The following is a 16,151-nucleotide window of genomic DNA, read 5'->3' on the forward strand; positions in this document are numbered from 1 at the left end:
GGCAGGTTGGGCGTTTGCGCTGGGTCATGGAAGCGCAATTGACGGTTAATGCTTGGCGCCTGCCCCATCGGTTCGTAGCGGCATCCTTTCACTGTTCCCCCTGGCGAATTGCTCAGGCATCTCCGGCAACGAAGCCACGTGCACGGCGCGGGACGGCATGGCGAAGCGCACGCCGATCTTGGCGAACTCGTCCATCATCCCCAGGTTGATGGCTTGCTGGATGTCCATATAGACGTTGTAGCTGGGGTCCAGCACGATGTAGACCGTTTCGAATTCCAACGTGCTTTCGCCGAAACCGCGAAAGTGCGCGCGGTCGAAGCGGGTTTTCTCCTGGGCCTTGATGATGTTTTCGACGATGACGGGCACTTGCCGAAGTTGTTCGGTCGAGCATTCCTGAGGCAGGGCGAATTCGAAGACGATGCGGCGCTCCTGCAGGCGTTTGTAGTTCTGGATGGTGGTGCTGATCATCCCCGCGTTGGCCATGACGATCTGCTCGCCGCCCAGGCTGCGGATCCGGGTGGTCTTCAGGCCGACATGTTCCACGGTGCCCGCCAGGGAACCGACCACGATGAAGTCGCCGACTTCGAAGGGTTTGTCCACGGCAATGGACAGCGAGGCGAACAGGTCGCCGAGAATGTTCTGCACGGCGAGCGCTACGGCAATGCCGCCAACGCCGAGGCTGGCAACGAATGCTGTGATGTTCACGCCCAGGTTGGAAAGCATCGCCAGCAGCACCACTGCCCACAGGAACACTTTTGCGCCCCAGAGGCTCAAGGTGGCCAAGGCGCTTTTCTGATGGATGTCGCTGTGGCTGTGGCGCGCGAAATAGTGCAGCAAGGCCAGGGCGATCGCCCGGTTTGCCCATAACCCCACCTGCAAGGCGGCGACGACGAACCAAAGGCTGCTGACCCGACCCAGCCAGCGTTCCGGCAGGTCCAGAACACCGATGCCGATCAGAATCGAGGCCAGCAATAGCAGGGTGTTGCTGGTGCTGGACAAGACCTCGACAGCAATATGGCTGACGTAGGCATCGGGCCTTTGCGCCCGTGCCCGTACGTTTTTCAACAGGAAGCCGATGCCGGCTCTGGCAACGATGAAACTCACCGTCATCACGCTGAGTGCCAGTAACCAATTGGCGATGGAAATGCCGAGCAGTTGGGTGTCGGTAAAAATGTCGAGAGAGCTTGAATCCATGGGTCGGGATCATCTGTGCCATTGCTGTTCAGGTTGTGCCCTGGCCGATTCGCGCAAGGCACGGGCCGGGCCATGAACTTTGTTAGTTCATGTGGGCCAGGGGCCGTTCAAATTTATTCTCCGGGCGCGGCGCGTGCCTTGCGCTTGGCTTGTTTTGGATCCATTGCGCCATCCATCGACTTACTCCTAAAGGCAAATTGCCGCCCCCCAAGCGGTACGCTAAGCTCGCGATTATTGGGGGCTTTTGAGCGACTCGCTCACTGTTTTGCCCTCCCCAGGATTTCGCTTGCCTATCCCCATCCACGATCCGAACCATGCGCCTGGCGGTGCCTTGAAACGCCTGCCTTTGCTCAAGGCCGCAGTGATGTTCATCGCAGCCGTGTGCCTGTGCCTCTGCGGTTTGCTCTTCTTGCAACTGGAGCAGTCCCGTCGGCATGACCTGGAGTCGGCGCGCCTCGCTTCGGCCAACCTCACCCGGGCCATGGCCCAACAGGCCCAGGACACATTCCTGCAAGCCGACCTGGCGCTTGCCAGCCTGGCCGACTGGATTCAAAACGACGGGTTCGGTCCGTCGACACGTCCACGCCTGCACCAGACATTTGCCCGGCGGGTGCAGTCCCTGGAGCAGTTGCATGGTCTGTTCCTGTTCGACAAGAACGGCCAGTGGATCATTACTTCTTTCGAACACCTGCACAGGGGGGCGGGGGTGGCCGATCGGGACTATTTCAAGTTCCACCAGCAGAACGCCTCGCTGATCGCCCACGTCGGCCCAGCGGTTCGAAGCCGACAGAACGGTGAATGGATCATTCCGGTTTCCCGTCGATTGAATGACCAGAAGGGCAACTTCCAGGGCGTGCTGCTGGCTGGCATCAAGATGTCCTATTTCGATCAATTCTTTAAAAGCTTCAGTCTCGACGCCAAAGGCGAAATGTCTTTGGCGCTGTCCGACGGTACGTTGCTGGCGCGTCGTCCTTTCGATGAGGGACAGATCGGTCGTCCGCTTGCCGATGAGTACGTTTACGAACACCAGCACGCAAGCATGGGCGCCGGCGATACGGTGCTCCGCCCGGCGCCCGACGGCATCGTCCGGTTATATGGGCACCGGCATCTGCAGGCTTATCCGCTGATGGTGACCGCCGCGATGTCCGAACAAGCGATCCTGGCGGGCTGGTACGACAGGGCGTTCCAGTCCAGCCTTATCGTGGCCTTGGTGGTGTTGGGCGTTTGCCTGTTTGGTTGGGTCTTCGTGCGCCAGGTGCGCAACAGCGAGCGGATCGAGGCAGACTTGCGCAAGGCCCAGGAAGCGCTGGAGCTGATAGCCACCCACGACAGCCTGACCGGCCTGGCGAATCGGCGTTTATTCGAACGTGCCCTGGACATCGAATTCGGGCGAGGCGCTCGCCAGCGCAGCCCCCTGAGCCTGATCATGCTCGACATCGATTTTTTCAAACGCTACAACGACACCTATGGGCATGTTGCGGGGGACCACTGCCTGGCCGAGGTGGCGAAGGTGCTCAAGAGTTGCTGTCATCGCAAGGCCGACCTGGCGGTGCGCTACGGCGGCGAGGAGTTCGCCGTCCTGCTGCCCGACACCAACCTGCACGGTGCCATGGCATTGGCCGAGCAGATCCGCAGCTGTGTCATCGACAAGCACATCAGCCACTCCGCTTCCCCCTCTGGCTACCTGACGGTCAGCCTCGGCTGCTATGCCTTCGTGCCGAGCAGCCTGGACAGTACCGAAGTGTTTATCCAACGGGCGGACGCTGCGCTCTATCAGGCCAAGCACAGCGGTCGCAACTGTGTCGCGGTCCTATCCAGGGAAGGCGCGCTGGATGCGCTGGAGCGTTCCGACCGTTGAGATCCGTTGGAATCATCGGCGGCGGATAACGGTCCATTGGTCAACATGCAGGCTAGGCGTGGGCCCTTTCGTCAAATCTTGTGGCTCATCATCTGGCTGGACGATGGCTGCTAAGGTTATGAAAGCGCAACGGTCCGATGCGGTTCACGCCGTGACCTTTGCACGGCGAAGCCAGCGCCGAAAGGATAGGAACAGGTCAATGGATACCACTGCCGATACCCCCTCTGATGTCTCGCGTCATACGCCGATCACCCGTCGCCTGGTGGCGGCCCTTGGCGTGTTGTTTGTCCTGGGGGTTCTGGTGGCCGTCGCCGCGCTGTTCAACATCGCGCAAAAGCTGGATGCACAGGATGTGGATGAGACCCGCTTCTATATCCAGCGTGCCCTCGATAATCGCATCACAGCCACGAAAAACTACATCACCAGCTACGCCTACTGGACCACTGCCTACGAGCACCTAAGCGGCGAGGTCGATGTGCAGTGGGCCTATGCCGACCAGAACATGGGCAAGACCCTGTTCACCAACGATGAACTAGAAGGTGTGTTTGTCATTGACCGTGAGCGCACCAAATATGCCGTGGTGCGGGGCCAGCAGGTCCAGGCAGACGCGGCGGCGTTCATGAATATGCCGCTGAAGGACCTCGTGGATGAGCTCCAGGCACAACCTGACCTGACCAGGCCGATGATCCGCTACACCTTGTTCGAAGGCTGGCCGGCCGTCGTCACGGCTTCGGTGATTGTGCCCAACGACGAACGTCCCCAGGTCAACGCCAGGGAGACGTCGATCCTGCTGTTCGTCGACCAACTGACGCCGGTGAAACTGCGCAAGGTGGGCATGGGTTACGGCCTGACCGACCTGAACCTGGTGAAAGACACCACATTGGAGCCCGGCCAGCCCGCGGTGCCGTTGGACAGTACCGGCTACAGCTTGATATCGCAGCTGCAGCGGCCGGGCCAGCATTTGCTGTGGTCACTGGCTCCGCCGTTGGGAGGCGCATTGCTGATCCTGGCGTTGCTCACCGCCTATTTTTTCCGGTATGCCATGCGCACGGCTCGACAGGTGGACGCCAGCTACGACAGCCTTGAAAAATCGAAACAAGCGCTCGAGGCCAGCGAAGAACGTTTTCGCGCCGTGGCCGAGGCTGCGTCCGACTGGATATGGGAGATCGACAGCCAGCAACACATCACCTATCTATCGGCTCGCTTTAATGCCGTCACGGGTTTTTCCGACCAGCAGTGGCTGGGCCAGGAGATCGAGCAGTTGCTGTTCTGCGACACCCTGCCCATTGCTTCCTGGCTGGGCAACCTGGTCGAAGAACAGAACGCCAGCAACCTGCGCTGCTCTTACCGCGATCATTCCGGGCAATTGCGATTCTGTCGGGTCTCGGCGCGACCGATCCAGGACAAGGCAACCGTGACGGGCTATCGCGGCACGGCCAGCGACATCACCGATGAGGTGGCCGCCCACGCTCAAGTCCAGCATCTGTCGCTGCATGATGCGCTGACCGGACTGCCGAATCGCAACAAGTTGGCGCGACACCTGGACGACGCGTTGATCGCCAAGGAGCATTCCGCGCCGTTGGCCCTGCTGATGGTGGACCTGGACAACTTCAAGCCGATCAACGATTCCCTGGGCCATGCGGCGGGCGATGCTGTGTTGCTGGAAGTCGCCCAGCGCCTGCGCGACAGCACGCGTGAACAGGACCTGGTGGCGCGCCTGGGAGGGGATGAGTTCGTGATAGTGCTCAGTGGCGCGGAGCACTCCACTGAAATCGACCGATTCTGTACGCGGCTCATCGACAGCCTGCAGCAACCGATCCACTACGAGTCCCATTCCCTGCACATTGGTGCGAGCATCGGCGTTGCCGTGAGCCGACGACAAGGCTACGTACCAGGCGAGTTGATCCGCTGCGCCGACATAGCCCTGTACCAGGCCAAGTCCGAGGGTAAAAAGACCTGGTGCTATTTCGCCTCGCACATGAACGATCAGATCCAGCATCGTCGTCAGTTGGAAAACGACCTGCGCCAAGCGGTGAAGAACAACGAATTCATCCTGCATTTCCAGCCTCGCTACACGGTCGACGGCCAGGAGATCGTCGCGGTGGAATCGCTGGTGCGCTGGCAACATCCAACCCAGGGTCTGTTGAGCCCCGATGCCTTCATTCCGCTGGCCGAGCAAACCGACCTGATCGTCCCGCTGTCGCGCTGGGTACTGCGCGAGGCGTGCGAAACCGCGCTCACCTGGCCGGGATCGCTGATGGTTTCGGTCAACCTGTCACCGGCGCAATTCGAACGCAGCGATGTGGTCGAGGATGTCCGCCAGGTATTGATCGAAACCCACTTCCCGGCGAGTCGCCTGGAGCTGGAGATCACCGAAAACGTCATGCTGAACGACGTGGATGGCGCGCTCCAGGTGATGAATGCGCTCAAGGAATTGGGGGTGCGCTTGAACATGGACGATTTTGGTACCGGTTACTCATCCCTCGGCTACCTGCGCACATACCCGTTCGACGGCATCAAGATCGACAAGCGCTTCATTGCCTCGATGAGCAATAGCAGCAGCGACCGCGCCGTGGTCCAGGCGATTATCAACCTGGGCAAGGCGATGGGCTTGACGGTCACGGCGGAGGGCGTGGAGACCCTGGCACAATTGGGTTCATTGGGCACCGATGAATGCCACGAAGTGCAGGGCTATTTCCTTAGCCGGCCAATCGACAAGCAGGCATTTGCTGCCTTGCTTGAAAGCAGCCAGTCCATGTCAAGAACCGGTTCCTGAGCAATGATTGCAACCCCCGAGGCCTGTCGCCGGTCACAGCTATGTCTTGGCATTCAGGAATTATTCGCCCATGAAGAACCTGCGGATCGCGACGTTCAACATCAACGGCATTCGGGCGCGGTTGCCTAACCTGCTGGAATGGCTGGAGCGGGAAAAACCCGATATTGCCTGCCTGCAAGAGCTCAAGGCTGCGGACAAAGACTTTCCCGCCGCCGAGTTGGAGTCGGTGGGATATGGATCGATCTGGCATGGCCAGGCTTCATGGAACGGTGTGGCGATCCTGGCCCGTGATGCGCAACCCCTGGAGAGTAGACGCGGGCTGCCAGGAGGAGAGGAAGACAGTCACAGTCGTTATCTGGAGGCGGCGGTGCATGGCGTGCTGGTGGGCTGCCTCTATTTGCCCAATGGCAATCCCCAGCCCGGTCCGAAGTTCGACTACAAGCTGGCATGGTTCGAGCGCCTGATCGACTATGCGCAGGCACTCCAGGCGAGTGATCATCCGGTGGTGTTGGCTGGGGACTACAACGTGGTGCCAACCGACATGGATATCTACAACCCACGCTCCTGGCTCAAGGACGCGTTGTTGCAGCCCGAAAGCCGGGAGTGCTACCAACGACTGCTGGACCAGGGGTGGACGGACTCCCTGCGTCACCTCTACCCAGAAGAGCGGATCTATACGTTCTGGGACTATTTTCGCCAGCATTGGCAAAAGAACTCCGGGCTGCGCATCGATCACCTGCTGCTCAACCCCGTGGCCAGTGCATACCTGAGCGACGCGGGCGTGGATGCCTGGGTCAGGAACCAGGAGCATCCCAGTGACCATGCGCCTACCTGGATTCGCTTGTCTTCGCGCAAGCGACGCTGAAGGGGCGAGCGGACCAAGCACTCGTGGGATTTGTCCGTAGGAAGGAAATGCCTTATACCTGCCCAATCGCAGCGCGCTAACCCAAAGCCCTGCCTTGACAGGAAAGGACATCCCCATGAGCCAACCTCGACTGAGCGACACCGGTCGCTATCTACGACGCCTGGGCTTTGACACGGCGCCGCCTCCAACGCTGGAAACGCTGCGTCAGCTTCAAAAGCGCCATACGGCCGAGTTTCCCTTCGAAACCCTCTCGACACTGTTGCGCCAGCCGGTCGCCATCGACCTTGAATCCGTCGAGCGGAAGGTTTTCGAACAGGGCCGTGGCGGTTATTGCTATGAACTCAACCAGTTGTTCCTGGCGCTGTTGCAAACCCTGGGCTTTGATGCCCAGGGCATCACTGGACGCGTTGTGATGAACGCCGCCGAGGGCGCCTGGACAGCCCGCACCCATCGCTTGAGCGTGGTGACGCTCAGTGGCGTGCGCTATATCACCGACGTCGGTTTCGGCGGTATGGTGCCCACCGCGCCGCTTTTGCTGGATAGCCGCGATATCCAGCACACGCCCCATGAGCCGTATCGCATCGACGTCAACCCGGGTGGCTACCTGCTGCGCGCCCAGGTCGGCGATGAATGGCGCCCGATGTATCTTTTCGACCTGCAACGCCAGGAGGAAATCGACTATACCGTGGGCAATTGGTACGTCTGCTCCCATCCCGAATCACCGTTCATGGGAAGGCTGATGGTCGCCCGTACCGGTGAGGGACTCCGTAGGACGCTCAACGGCAACAGCTATGCCGTGCACCGGATCGGGCACGAAAGTGAACGACGCACCATCAACGACGCGGATGAGCTGATCACGTTGCTGGAAAATGAATTCAGCCTCACGGTGCCGCCCCGGGAACTGCTGCGACCCGCAATCGAAGGGCTGTTGGGTGTGATGCCTTGAGCGTTTTGGTTTAGCAATTGCATTCCCTGTCAGCGACGGATGCGCAACAAGTTGTATACAACTCTATGGACATTTGTCCTGGCTTTTGAATACAGTGTGCGCATAACAAAAAACAGGGAACCCCCGAACCATGAAAACGCCCCATGTTTCACTCCCACGGCCCGAGGACGAAAACCTCGGGGTCGGCGCGAATATGGCTTACGGCCTGCAACATGTCCTGACCATGTACGGTGGCATCGTCGCGGTGCCGTTGATCATCGGCCAGGCGGCCGGGTTGTCCCCGGCCGACATCGGTCTGCTGATCGCGGCTTCGTTGTTTGCAGGGGGGCTGGCGACGTTGTTGCAGACCCTGGGCCTGCCGTTTTTTGGTTGCCAACTGCCGCTGGTCCAAGGCGTTTCGTTCTCCGGCGTCGCAACCATGGTTGCAATTGTCGGCACCGGTGGGGAGGGCGGCTTCCAGGCCATCCTCGGCGCGGTGATTGCCGCCTCCTTGATCGGCCTGCTTATCACTCCGGTGTTTTCCCGCATCACGCGTTTTTTCCCACCTCTGGTGACCGGCATCGTCATCACCACCATTGGCCTGACGTTGATGCCGGTGGCGGCACGCTGGGCAATGGGCGGCAACAGCCATGCGCCGGATTTTGGCAGCATGGCCAACATTGGCCTGGCCGCGGTGACCCTGGTGTTGGTACTGGTGCTGAGCAAGATGGGCAGCGCGACGATTTCGCGGTTATCGATCCTGCTGGCGATGGTCATCGGTACGGTCATCGCGGTGTTCCTCGGCATGGCCGATTTTTCGTCAGTGGGTGAGGGGCCAATGTTCGGCTTCCCGACACCTTTTCACTTCGGCATGCCGACCTTTCATATCGCCGCGATTCTGTCGATGTGCATCGTGATCATGGTGACGCTGGTGGAAACCTCGGCCGATATCCTGGCAGTGGGCGAGATTATCGACACCAAGGTCGATTCCCGGCGTCTGGGCAACGGCCTTCGAGCAGATATGTTGTCGAGCATGATCGCGCCGATCTTCGGATCGTTCACCCAGAGCGCCTTTGCCCAGAACGTCGGCCTGGTGGCAGTGACTGGAATCAAGAGTCGTTTCGTGGTGGCGACAGGGGGTGTGTTCCTGGTGGTGCTTGGGCTGTTGCCCTTCATGGGCCGGGTAATCGCCGCCGTGCCGACCTCCGTGCTCGGAGGCGCTGGTATCGTGTTGTTCGGTACCGTTGCCGCCAGCGGAATCCGGACGCTGTCGAAGGTCGATTACCGCAACAACGTCAACCTGATCATTGTCGCCACGTCCATTGGCTTCGGCATGATTCCCATCGCCGCACCGAACTTCTACGATCATTTCCCGAGCTGGTTCGCGACGATCTTTCACTCCGGCATCAGCTCATCGGCCATCATGGCCATCATGTTGAACCTGGCCTTCAACCACTTCACCACCGGCAACTCCGATCAACAATCGGTATTCGCCGCCGGCACCGAGCGGGTGCTGCGTTATCAGGACCTGGCGGCGCTACGGGAAGGTGACTATTTCAGCGACGGCAAGTTGCACGACTGCGACGGTAACGAAATCCCCGTCGTAGCCGCACCTGAGCATCCCACTGGGGATCATGGCCCGGTGCGATTGAAAAGCGGTGAGCACGTCTAGCCTTGGCGAAAAACGCCAGCCCAACAAAAAGCAGCCTGTGATGATAAATCACAGGCTGCTTTTTTGTTTCGCTTTAGAGGGGCCGTTTACCAGCGCCCGTAGTGCCCACGTGGCGGACCGTAGTAATAGCCCCTCGGTGGCCCGTAATACACCGGGGCCGGGCGATAATAGATCGGCTGCTCGATATACACCGGCTGTGGCTGGTAGTAGACCGGTGGAGGTTGCTGCACGTAGACCGGCTGTGGCTGAACGTAGACGGGCTGTTGTACGTAAACCGGCCGGTCTCGGTTGATGAGCGCGGAGCCGACAATGGCAGAGCCGACGATGGCGCCGAACACTGCGGGCCCCTCCCAACCACCGCGACCATGGGCGGATGCCTGGCCGGTGACCGCGAGTGCCCCCACGAGCAGGGCGATGATAGGGAGTTTGCGTTTCATGGCGTTTCCTCGTTCCGACCCCGGCGCCTGTGGCCTGCTACAGACCCGAATAAGGGCGCGGGGATACTTGCTATGACAGCGATTTTCCCAGGATTTGCGGCGCTGTTGGGTAAAGGTTGTGTAAGGTCTGCGACAGATTTTTTTTACGAACACCGAGTCGGTTCGCTGCGCACGGTGTCTGATCATCGATGAACCGGTCGGGACGACACTCCCGTCCATCCGAAAGTGGCTTGAAGGAGACGCACATGCAGATGAACCCCAACAAAGACACCCAGCTATGCATGTCGCTATCGGGGCGCCCGGGCAATTTCGGCCTGCGTTTTCACAATCACCTGTATGAGCAGTTGGGGCTCAACTTCTACTACAAGGCGTTCACCAGCCAGGACCTGGCCGGGGCAGTGGGCGGTATCCGTGCCCTGGGTATCCGCGGGTGCGGTGTGTCGATGCCATTCAAGGAGGCCTGCATTGCCTTGGTCGATGAGCTGGATCCTTCCGCCGCTGCCATCCAGTCGATCAACACCATCGTCAATACCAATGGTCATTTGAAGGCCTACAACACGGACTACATCGCCATCGCGCAACTGTTGCAAAGCCATGCCGTGCCCAAGGAGTCAACATTTGCCTTGCGCGGCAGCGGTGGCATGGCCAAGGCAGTCGCCAGCGCCTTGCGCGACGGCGGCTATACAAACGGCTTGATCGTTGCCCGCAACGAAACCACCGGCCGAGCGCTGGCCGACACGCTGGGTTACGAATGGCAAGCCGAGTTGGGTGACCGACGGCCGCAGATGCTCATCAACGTCACGCCGATCGGCATGACCGGCGGGGCGGAAGCGGACCTGTTGGCATTCGAGCCCGCCGCCATCGCTGCCGCCGACACTGTGTTCGATGTCGTGGCGATTCCTTCGGAAACGCCGTTGATCGTGCATGCCAGAGCGGAAGGCAAACGGGTGATCACCGGCCTTGAGGTCATTGCGATCCAGGCGTTGGAGCAGTTTGTCCTGTACACCGGCGTTCGGCCCAACCTGGAACAATTCGACAAGGCCGTGGCGTTTGCCCGAGCGGTGTAGGCCCTGTCATTCCAATCGTGCCAGCCGTTCTTCCAGCGCTGCGATTCGCGCTTCTAGCTCTTCGATACGCTCCAGCGATACGCCGCCGGCCGCGCTGCGTTCGGTCGGCTGGTGACGCGCGGCGAGGATCGCCTCGATGTCTGCCGGGTCGCCCATGGCATGCATGTAACGGTCTTCCCGTTGGCCGGCCTGGCGCGGCACCAGCAACGCCAGGCCACGAGCGATCAGGCGCTCCAGCTGATGCACCACCTGCTCGGTGTCCTCGAAATCATGCATGCGGCCGCTGCGGGTCAGCAGCTCATTGACGGTCTGCGGGCCGCGCAGGAACAGCAATCCCATCAGGATCACCTGGGCCGGCACCAGTTCCAGCGCCTTGTCGACCCGGTGCTCCCAGCGGTCGGCGCGACTGCCCATCACCAACCGGGTAAAACCACGTCCTTCCAGGGCTCGCAGGCTTTGGCCGACTGGCCCCGGGTTGAGGTTCATCACCGGTTCGCGGCTGGTTTTCTGGTTGCAAGCCAACACCAGCGCGTTGAGGGTGAGGGGGTAAGTCTCGGGATTGGTGGCCTGCTTTTCGATCAGGGCGCCAAGAATGCGGATTTCCGTGCTGTTGAGCCGCGGTTCTTCGGCCGGGCTTTGTTCTTCGATGCTCATCGCGCGTTCCCTATGCTGTGGAAGCCGCCTAGCCTAATCCTTGCGCAATAAAAGACAAGGTGCGCAACAAGCCGTGGCTATAATCGCCCACGTTTGATTCGTTTCCTTCCATTACTCCATGAGATCGCCATGACTATTTCCCTGTACGCTGCCTCCGTCCCGGTTTTCAAGCAAATGCTCAATGCCCTGAGCGATGTTTTGAACAAGGCCGAGGCCCACGCCACCTCCAAGAACATCGATCCGAACGCGCTCTTGCAAGCGCGCCTGTTCCCGGACATGTTCCCGTTGGTACGCCAGGTGCAAATTGCCGTGGACTTCGCCAAGGGCGTGTCCGCGCGCCTGGCGGAGATCGAAGTGCCGAAGTATGACGACAGCGAGACCACCTTCGCTGAGCTGCAGGCATTGATCGCCAAGGTGCTGGCTTTCATCGATGGCATCAATGCCCAGCAGATTGACGGCAAGGAAGGCATCGAAATCGTGACCCGTCCGGGCACGCCGAAGGAAAAACGCTTCACTGGCCAGAATTATCTGCTGACCTACGGCTTGCCGCAGTTCTTCTTCCACGTGACCACCGCATATGCATTGTTGCGTCACAATGGCGTGGAAGTAGGCAAGCGCGATTACATGGGCGCGTTCTAACTCCCGCAGGCATGAAAAAGCCCGGGGCGGTGGAGCCGTCCCGGGCTTTTTTATGGCTGGCTGTCAGGCCACCAAGCGTTTACGCCGCGCCCCGCGCCCGCTCTTCTTCACCCAGGCAAGCCGCCGCCGTGAACAAGACATCGGTGGACGAATTCAACGCCGTTTCAGCCGAATCCTGCAGCACGCCGATGATGAACCCTACGGCGACCACCTGCATGGCGATTTCGCTGGGAATGCCAAACAGGCTGCACGCCAGGGGAATCAACAACAGCGACCCGCCCGCGACCCCGGAAGCACCGCAAGCGCAGACGGCGGCAACGACACTGAGCAGCACGGCGGTGGGGATATCCACCACGATACCCAGGGTATGCACGGCGGCCAGTGTCAGGACCGTGATGGTAATGGCGGCGCCCGCCATGTTGATGGTCGCACCCAGCGGGATCGAAACCGAGTACGTATCCTCATGCAGGCCGAGGCGTCTGCTGAGCTCCAGGTTCACGGGGATGTTCGCCGCGGAGCTGCGGGTGAAGAACGCGGTGATGCCGCTTTCACGCAGGCAGGTAAACACCAGCGGGTAAGGGTTGCGACGCAGTTTCCAGAACACGATGAGTGGGTTGACCACCAGCGCCACGAACAGCATGCAACCGATCAGTACGATCAGCAGATGCAGGTAGCCGAGCAGGGCGCTGAAGCCAGAAGTGGCGAGCGTCGAGGCCACCAGCCCGAAAATCCCCAGCGGGGCGAAGCGGATGACCAGGCGCACGATCACGGTCACGCCGTTGGACAGGTCTTCGAGCACAGTGCGCGTGGTTTGGCCGGCATGGCGAATGGCGATGCCCATGCCGATGGCCCAGGCCAGGATGCCGATGAAGTTGCCGGTCATCAATGCACGGACCGGGTTGTCAACGACGCTCAACGCCAGGCTTTGCAGCACTTCGCTGATGCCACCCGGTGCGGTGACCGCAACGTCCTGGGTGCTCAGCACAAGGCTGGAGGGAAACAGCGTGCTGGCGATGACCGCGACCACCGCGGCCGCGAAAGTACCCAACAGATAAAGGAACAGGATCGGCCGGATATGGGTCTCCTGGCCGTGCTTATGGTTGGCGATAGAGGCCATGACCAGCACGAACACCAGGATCGGTGCCACCGCCTTGAGCGCGGACACAAAAACCTTGCCGATGAATTCAGTGGATTTCGCCAGGTCCGGCGCCAGCCATGCCAGGACAATACCGGCGATCAGGCCAATAATGATCTGCGTGACCAGGCCAGTGCTTTTGAGGCGGTGCAATGGAGAAGGGGAGACAGCTGTCATAACGGTATCTCTGATTTTTTTATGTGTAACGGTCAGCCGAACGGGGCTATAAGCCGGCAGGCCACATGGACGGGACCGAAAGAAGGTAGAGCGTTTGCAGGTCGCGGACTTTATCACAGCCCGACGAAAAATCTGACGGACCCGTGACGATCCGTCACCCCCATGTTTGAGCACGTTTTTCTGACGGGCACATTCTGGTAGGCTTTGTCCTTCTCACTTTTCAATACCGCCAGCGGGCCTATGGCTATCGCTGGTGTCGTCGTTTTCCCCGGAGTCGCGCATGCTGTTACCCATTTTCCTGTTGTCCGCCGCCGGTTTTACGGTGTTGACCACGGAATTCATCATCGTCGGCCTGCTGCCTTCCATTGCCCGCGACCTGCACGTCACCATTCCCCAGGCGGGGCTGTTAGTGACGCTGTTTGCGTTTACTGTCGCGGCGTTCGGGCCGTTCCTCACCGCCTGGTTCGCCCGGGTTGAACGGCGCAAATTGTTTATCAGCGTGCTGGTGATGTTCGCGTTGGCCAACACCCTGGCGGCGCTGGCGCCCAACATCTGGGTCATGGCAGTTGCCCGATTGATCCCGGCCCTAGGCTTGCCTGTGTTCTGGGCATTGGCCAGCGAAACGGCAGTGGACATAGTCGGGCCGCAGTTCGCCGGGAGGGCCATCGCCCGGATCGGCTTCGGTATCGTCTGCGCCACGGTGTTTGGTATCCCGGTGGGTACGCTGATCAGCGATGCATTCGGCTGGCGAAGCGCCTTTGCGATCCTGGCCGTCATTGCGTTCGCCAAGGCGCTGCTGCTGTTCATCTACTTGCCTAGGACAAACCTGCATCAACACCAGGTGAGCTTTCGCTCGCAATTCAAGATCCTGCACAGCCCGTTGATGCAAGGGCATGTGTTGTTGTCGATCCTGGTGTTCAGCGGCATGTTCACCGCCTACACCTACCTCGCGGATATCCTTGAACGCCTGGCCGGCTTCGATGGCACGCTGGTGGGCTGGTGCCTGATGGGTTTTGGCGCGGTAGGCCTGCTCGGCAATTCCCTGGGCGGTCGCGCGGTGGACCGGCATCCCTTGATCGCCTCGATGGTGTTCTGCCTGTTCATGATCGGCGGCATGGTCGCGCTGGTGCCGAGTATCCATTCGACTCTTGGGCTAGCCGCCGCCCTTGGCATATGGGGCGTGACCCAGGCGGCGCTGTTTTTGGTCAGCCATGTCCGGCTGATGAAGGCCGCACCAGAAGCTCCGGCCTTTGCCGCGTCGCTGAATATCGCGGGGGCGAACCTGGGTATAGGCCTGGGCGCGATGGTTGGCGGTCGGGTCATCGATACCCTTGGGCTGGGTAAGGTCGGTTTCGCCGCGGCCGGGTTCATTCTGGTGTCGATCCTGCTGGCGTTATTGCTGATGACGTTCAAGCCCCGCGCCGCCTGTGTGCAGCACTAAGCGCTGAACAGCTCGCGCCGCGCCCCCTCGGCGATCGCGACGATGCCCGGGTGGCTGACCTTGCGCTCCACGGAGATGGCGTAGAAAGACTCGCTCACCGCATCGGTCTGGCCGATCACCTGTACCCCGTATTGCTGTTGGACTTCTTCAGCGATCACGCTGGGACCGATGAAGATCCCGCTGCCGGATTGCCCAAACGCCTGCATCAATGCGCTGTCATCGAATTCACCGACGATGCGCGGTTGGATCTGCTGTTCAGCGAACCAGCGTTGCAGCCGGCTGCGCACGACTGTCTCCGGCCCGGGGATCAGCAGCGGGGCGTCATGCAGGCCGTGGGGGAAGTCCTGCCCATGATGTTCGGCCAACGCCGGGGTGGCGAAAAAGCTGATTCCGCATTCCCCCAGTTTCTGGCTGTAGCCCTTGATATCCAGATGACTTGGCATCGGACTGTCGGAAATCACCAGATCCAGGCGCTGGATCGCCAGGTCAGCCAATAGCCGTTCGAGCTTGTCTTCCCGGCAGGTAATGCGCAGCGGCTCGCTCAATTCCATGGTAGGTGCCAACAGCCGATAAACGATGGATTTGGGCACGACGTCCGCCACCCCGACCCGGAACAGCGTTTGCTGCTCGTTGGGTTGAGCCCGCAGCATCAGCTCCAGTTCGCCGCCCAGTTGGAACATGTGCTCGGCGTAAGGCAGCGTCTGGCGGCCGGCCTCGGTCAGTTCCAACTGGCGTCCGACTCGGCGGAACAGCTTGATGTTGTAGGTCTGTTCAAACAATGAGATTTGCCCGCTGATGGTTTGCGGCGTCAGGTTCAGTTGCTCGCAGGCCCGCACGATGCTGCCGGTTTTCGCCACGACCCAGAAATAATGCAGCTGTCGATAATTGAGCATGATTCTCGCCGCTTCGTAAAAACCGAAGTATAGCCGCTGAAAATACGAATTTTCCTGAAGTATTTCCCTCTCTAGAATTCCGGGCCATCGGTGAGCCATCTTTCGTGCTCCGTCTATTCTCTGAGAGGCAATGTGCATGATGTATAGAACCCTGGGGCTTGCAGCCTTGCTGGCATTTTCCTCGATGGCCCTGGTGGGCTGCGAACAAGCGGAAAAAAGCGCCCAACAATTGGCCGAGCAGTTGAAGGAGCAAGCTGTCGAAACGGCCAAGCAGGCCATCGACGATACGCACAAGGCCGCCGAGCAAGCCCTCAGTGACGCCACCGGCGGGCTGATCAGCCCCAAGAAAGCGCCGGAGAAGGACGCTGAAGAATCCGAACCCGCTACCCATACCCTCTAACCCGTCAAATCGAGTCAG

At 60.2% G+C, this 16,151-nt stretch carries 14 protein-coding genes; 9 read left to right on the forward strand and 5 right to left on the reverse strand.

Going from position 1 to position 16,151, the window contains the following annotated elements:
• Positions 1-45: 45 nt before the first annotated feature.
• Entirely contained in the window at positions 46-1,194 is a 1,149-nt protein-coding gene (locus J3P92_RS09690; protein ID WP_434563318.1) for a mechanosensitive ion channel family protein, read from the reverse strand.
• Between the two features lie 286 nt (positions 1,195-1,480).
• Here J3P92_RS09690 and J3P92_RS09695 point away from each other — a divergent pair, with 286 nt between their 5' ends.
• From J3P92_RS09695 to J3P92_RS09715, 5 genes are all read left to right on the forward strand, one after another.
• Positions 1,481-3,052, forward strand: coding sequence for a sensor domain-containing diguanylate cyclase (locus J3P92_RS09695; protein ID WP_434610626.1), 1,572 nt, complete (start codon positions 1,481-1,483; stop codon positions 3,050-3,052).
• A 199-nt stretch (positions 3,053-3,251) separates the two neighbouring features.
• The gene (locus J3P92_RS09700; RefSeq protein WP_434650550.1) at positions 3,252-5,828 is read left to right on the forward strand and encodes a bifunctional diguanylate cyclase/phosphodiesterase; all 2,577 of its coding nucleotides are present in this window, start codon (positions 3,252-3,254) and stop codon (positions 5,826-5,828) included.
• Between the two features lie 70 nt (positions 5,829-5,898).
• Positions 5,899-6,693: an exodeoxyribonuclease III gene (xth, locus tag J3P92_RS09705; protein WP_420764647.1), complete on the forward strand. Its 795-nt coding sequence runs from the start codon at positions 5,899-5,901 to the stop codon at positions 6,691-6,693.
• A gap of 115 nt (positions 6,694-6,808) precedes the next feature.
• Positions 6,809-7,639: an arylamine N-acetyltransferase family protein gene (locus J3P92_RS09710; RefSeq protein ID WP_434650552.1), complete on the forward strand. Its 831-nt coding sequence runs from the start codon at positions 6,809-6,811 to the stop codon at positions 7,637-7,639.
• 130 nt (positions 7,640-7,769) lie between these two features.
• Positions 7,770-9,290 carry a nucleobase:cation symporter-2 family protein gene (locus J3P92_RS09715; RefSeq protein ID WP_420764645.1) on the forward strand — a complete coding sequence of 507 codons (1,521 nt, stop codon included), beginning with the start codon at positions 7,770-7,772 and terminating at the stop codon, positions 9,288-9,290.
• A gap of 86 nt (positions 9,291-9,376) precedes the next feature.
• On the opposite strand, the gene J3P92_RS09720 is transcribed toward J3P92_RS09715, so the two are convergent.
• Positions 9,377-9,727, reverse strand: coding sequence for a hypothetical protein (locus tag J3P92_RS09720; RefSeq protein WP_039589121.1), 351 nt, complete (start codon positions 9,725-9,727; stop codon positions 9,377-9,379).
• Between the two features lie 245 nt (positions 9,728-9,972).
• Here J3P92_RS09720 and J3P92_RS09725 point away from each other — a divergent pair, with 245 nt between their 5' ends.
• The gene (locus J3P92_RS09725; RefSeq protein WP_420764644.1) at positions 9,973-10,794 is read left to right on the forward strand and encodes a shikimate 5-dehydrogenase; all 822 of its coding nucleotides are present in this window, start codon (positions 9,973-9,975) and stop codon (positions 10,792-10,794) included.
• Between the two features lie 6 nt (positions 10,795-10,800).
• Here the strand turns inward: J3P92_RS09725 and J3P92_RS09730 are convergent, their stop codons facing one another.
• Positions 10,801-11,448 (reverse strand): YceH family protein, encoded by a 648-nt coding sequence (locus J3P92_RS09730; RefSeq protein WP_420764643.1) that lies wholly within the window; start codon positions 11,446-11,448, stop codon positions 10,801-10,803.
• Between the two features lie 129 nt (positions 11,449-11,577).
• Here J3P92_RS09730 and J3P92_RS09735 point away from each other — a divergent pair, with 129 nt between their 5' ends.
• Entirely contained in the window at positions 11,578-12,087 is a 510-nt protein-coding gene (locus J3P92_RS09735) for a DUF1993 domain-containing protein (protein WP_434650554.1), read from the forward strand.
• Positions 12,088-12,166: 79 nt separating this feature from the next.
• Here J3P92_RS09735 and sstT read toward each other — a convergent pair whose 3' ends face one another.
• The gene (gene sstT, locus J3P92_RS09740) at positions 12,167-13,399 is read right to left on the reverse strand and encodes a serine/threonine transporter SstT (RefSeq protein WP_420764641.1); all 1,233 of its coding nucleotides are present in this window, start codon (positions 13,397-13,399) and stop codon (positions 12,167-12,169) included.
• 280 nt (positions 13,400-13,679) lie between these two features.
• Between sstT and J3P92_RS09745 the strand changes: the two genes are divergently transcribed.
• Positions 13,680-14,840: an MFS transporter gene (locus J3P92_RS09745; protein WP_434563331.1), complete on the forward strand. Its 1,161-nt coding sequence runs from the start codon at positions 13,680-13,682 to the stop codon at positions 14,838-14,840.
• Here the strand turns inward: J3P92_RS09745 and nhaR are convergent.
• On the reverse strand, positions 14,837-15,733 hold the full coding sequence (gene nhaR, locus J3P92_RS09750; protein WP_420764639.1) for a transcriptional activator NhaR: 897 nt from the start codon (positions 15,731-15,733) through the stop codon (positions 14,837-14,839). The two genes, J3P92_RS09745 and nhaR, sit on opposite strands and share 4 nt — an antisense overlap.
• 136 nt (positions 15,734-15,869) lie before the next feature.
• Between nhaR and J3P92_RS09755 the strand changes: the two genes are divergently transcribed.
• On the forward strand, positions 15,870-16,133 hold the full coding sequence (locus tag J3P92_RS09755) for a hypothetical protein (RefSeq protein ID WP_434650556.1): 264 nt from the start codon (positions 15,870-15,872) through the stop codon (positions 16,131-16,133).
• Positions 16,134-16,151: the final 18 nt, after the last annotated feature.

Origin of the sequence: Pseudomonas sp. D3-27, assembly GCF_051132165.1 — a bacterium.
GTDB lineage: Bacteria > Pseudomonadota > Gammaproteobacteria > Pseudomonadales > Pseudomonadaceae > Aquipseudomonas.

What these genes read in the sequence shown, in the direction of transcription:
- nhaR (WP_420764639.1), bottom strand. Translation starts at nt 15,733, where the DNA reads ATGCTCAATTATCGACAGCTGCATTATTTCTGGGTCGTGGCGAAAACC.
- sstT (WP_420764641.1), bottom strand. Translation starts at nt 13,399, where the DNA reads ATGACAGCTGTCTCCCCTTCTCCATTGCACCGCCTCAAAAGCACTGGC.
- J3P92_RS09755 (WP_434650556.1), top strand. Translation starts at nt 15,870, where the DNA reads ATGATGTATAGAACCCTGGGGCTTGCAGCCTTGCTGGCATTTTCCTCG.
- J3P92_RS09715 (WP_420764645.1), top strand. Translation starts at nt 7,770, where the DNA reads ATGAAAACGCCCCATGTTTCACTCCCACGGCCCGAGGACGAAAACCTC.
- J3P92_RS09690 (WP_434563318.1), bottom strand. Translation starts at nt 1,194, where the DNA reads ATGGATTCAAGCTCTCTCGACATTTTTACCGACACCCAACTGCTCGGC.
- J3P92_RS09730 (WP_420764643.1), bottom strand. Translation starts at nt 11,448, where the DNA reads ATGAGCATCGAAGAACAAAGCCCGGCCGAAGAACCGCGGCTCAACAGC.
- J3P92_RS09700 (WP_434650550.1), top strand. Translation starts at nt 3,252, where the DNA reads ATGGATACCACTGCCGATACCCCCTCTGATGTCTCGCGTCATACGCCG.
- J3P92_RS09735 (WP_434650554.1), top strand. Translation starts at nt 11,578, where the DNA reads ATGACTATTTCCCTGTACGCTGCCTCCGTCCCGGTTTTCAAGCAAATG.
- J3P92_RS09720 (WP_039589121.1), bottom strand. Translation starts at nt 9,727, where the DNA reads ATGAAACGCAAACTCCCTATCATCGCCCTGCTCGTGGGGGCACTCGCG.
- J3P92_RS09710 (WP_434650552.1), top strand. Translation starts at nt 6,809, where the DNA reads ATGAGCCAACCTCGACTGAGCGACACCGGTCGCTATCTACGACGCCTG.
- J3P92_RS09745 (WP_434563331.1), top strand. Translation starts at nt 13,680, where the DNA reads ATGCTGTTACCCATTTTCCTGTTGTCCGCCGCCGGTTTTACGGTGTTG.
- xth (WP_420764647.1), top strand. Translation starts at nt 5,899, where the DNA reads ATGAAGAACCTGCGGATCGCGACGTTCAACATCAACGGCATTCGGGCG.
- J3P92_RS09725 (WP_420764644.1), top strand. Translation starts at nt 9,973, where the DNA reads ATGCAGATGAACCCCAACAAAGACACCCAGCTATGCATGTCGCTATCG.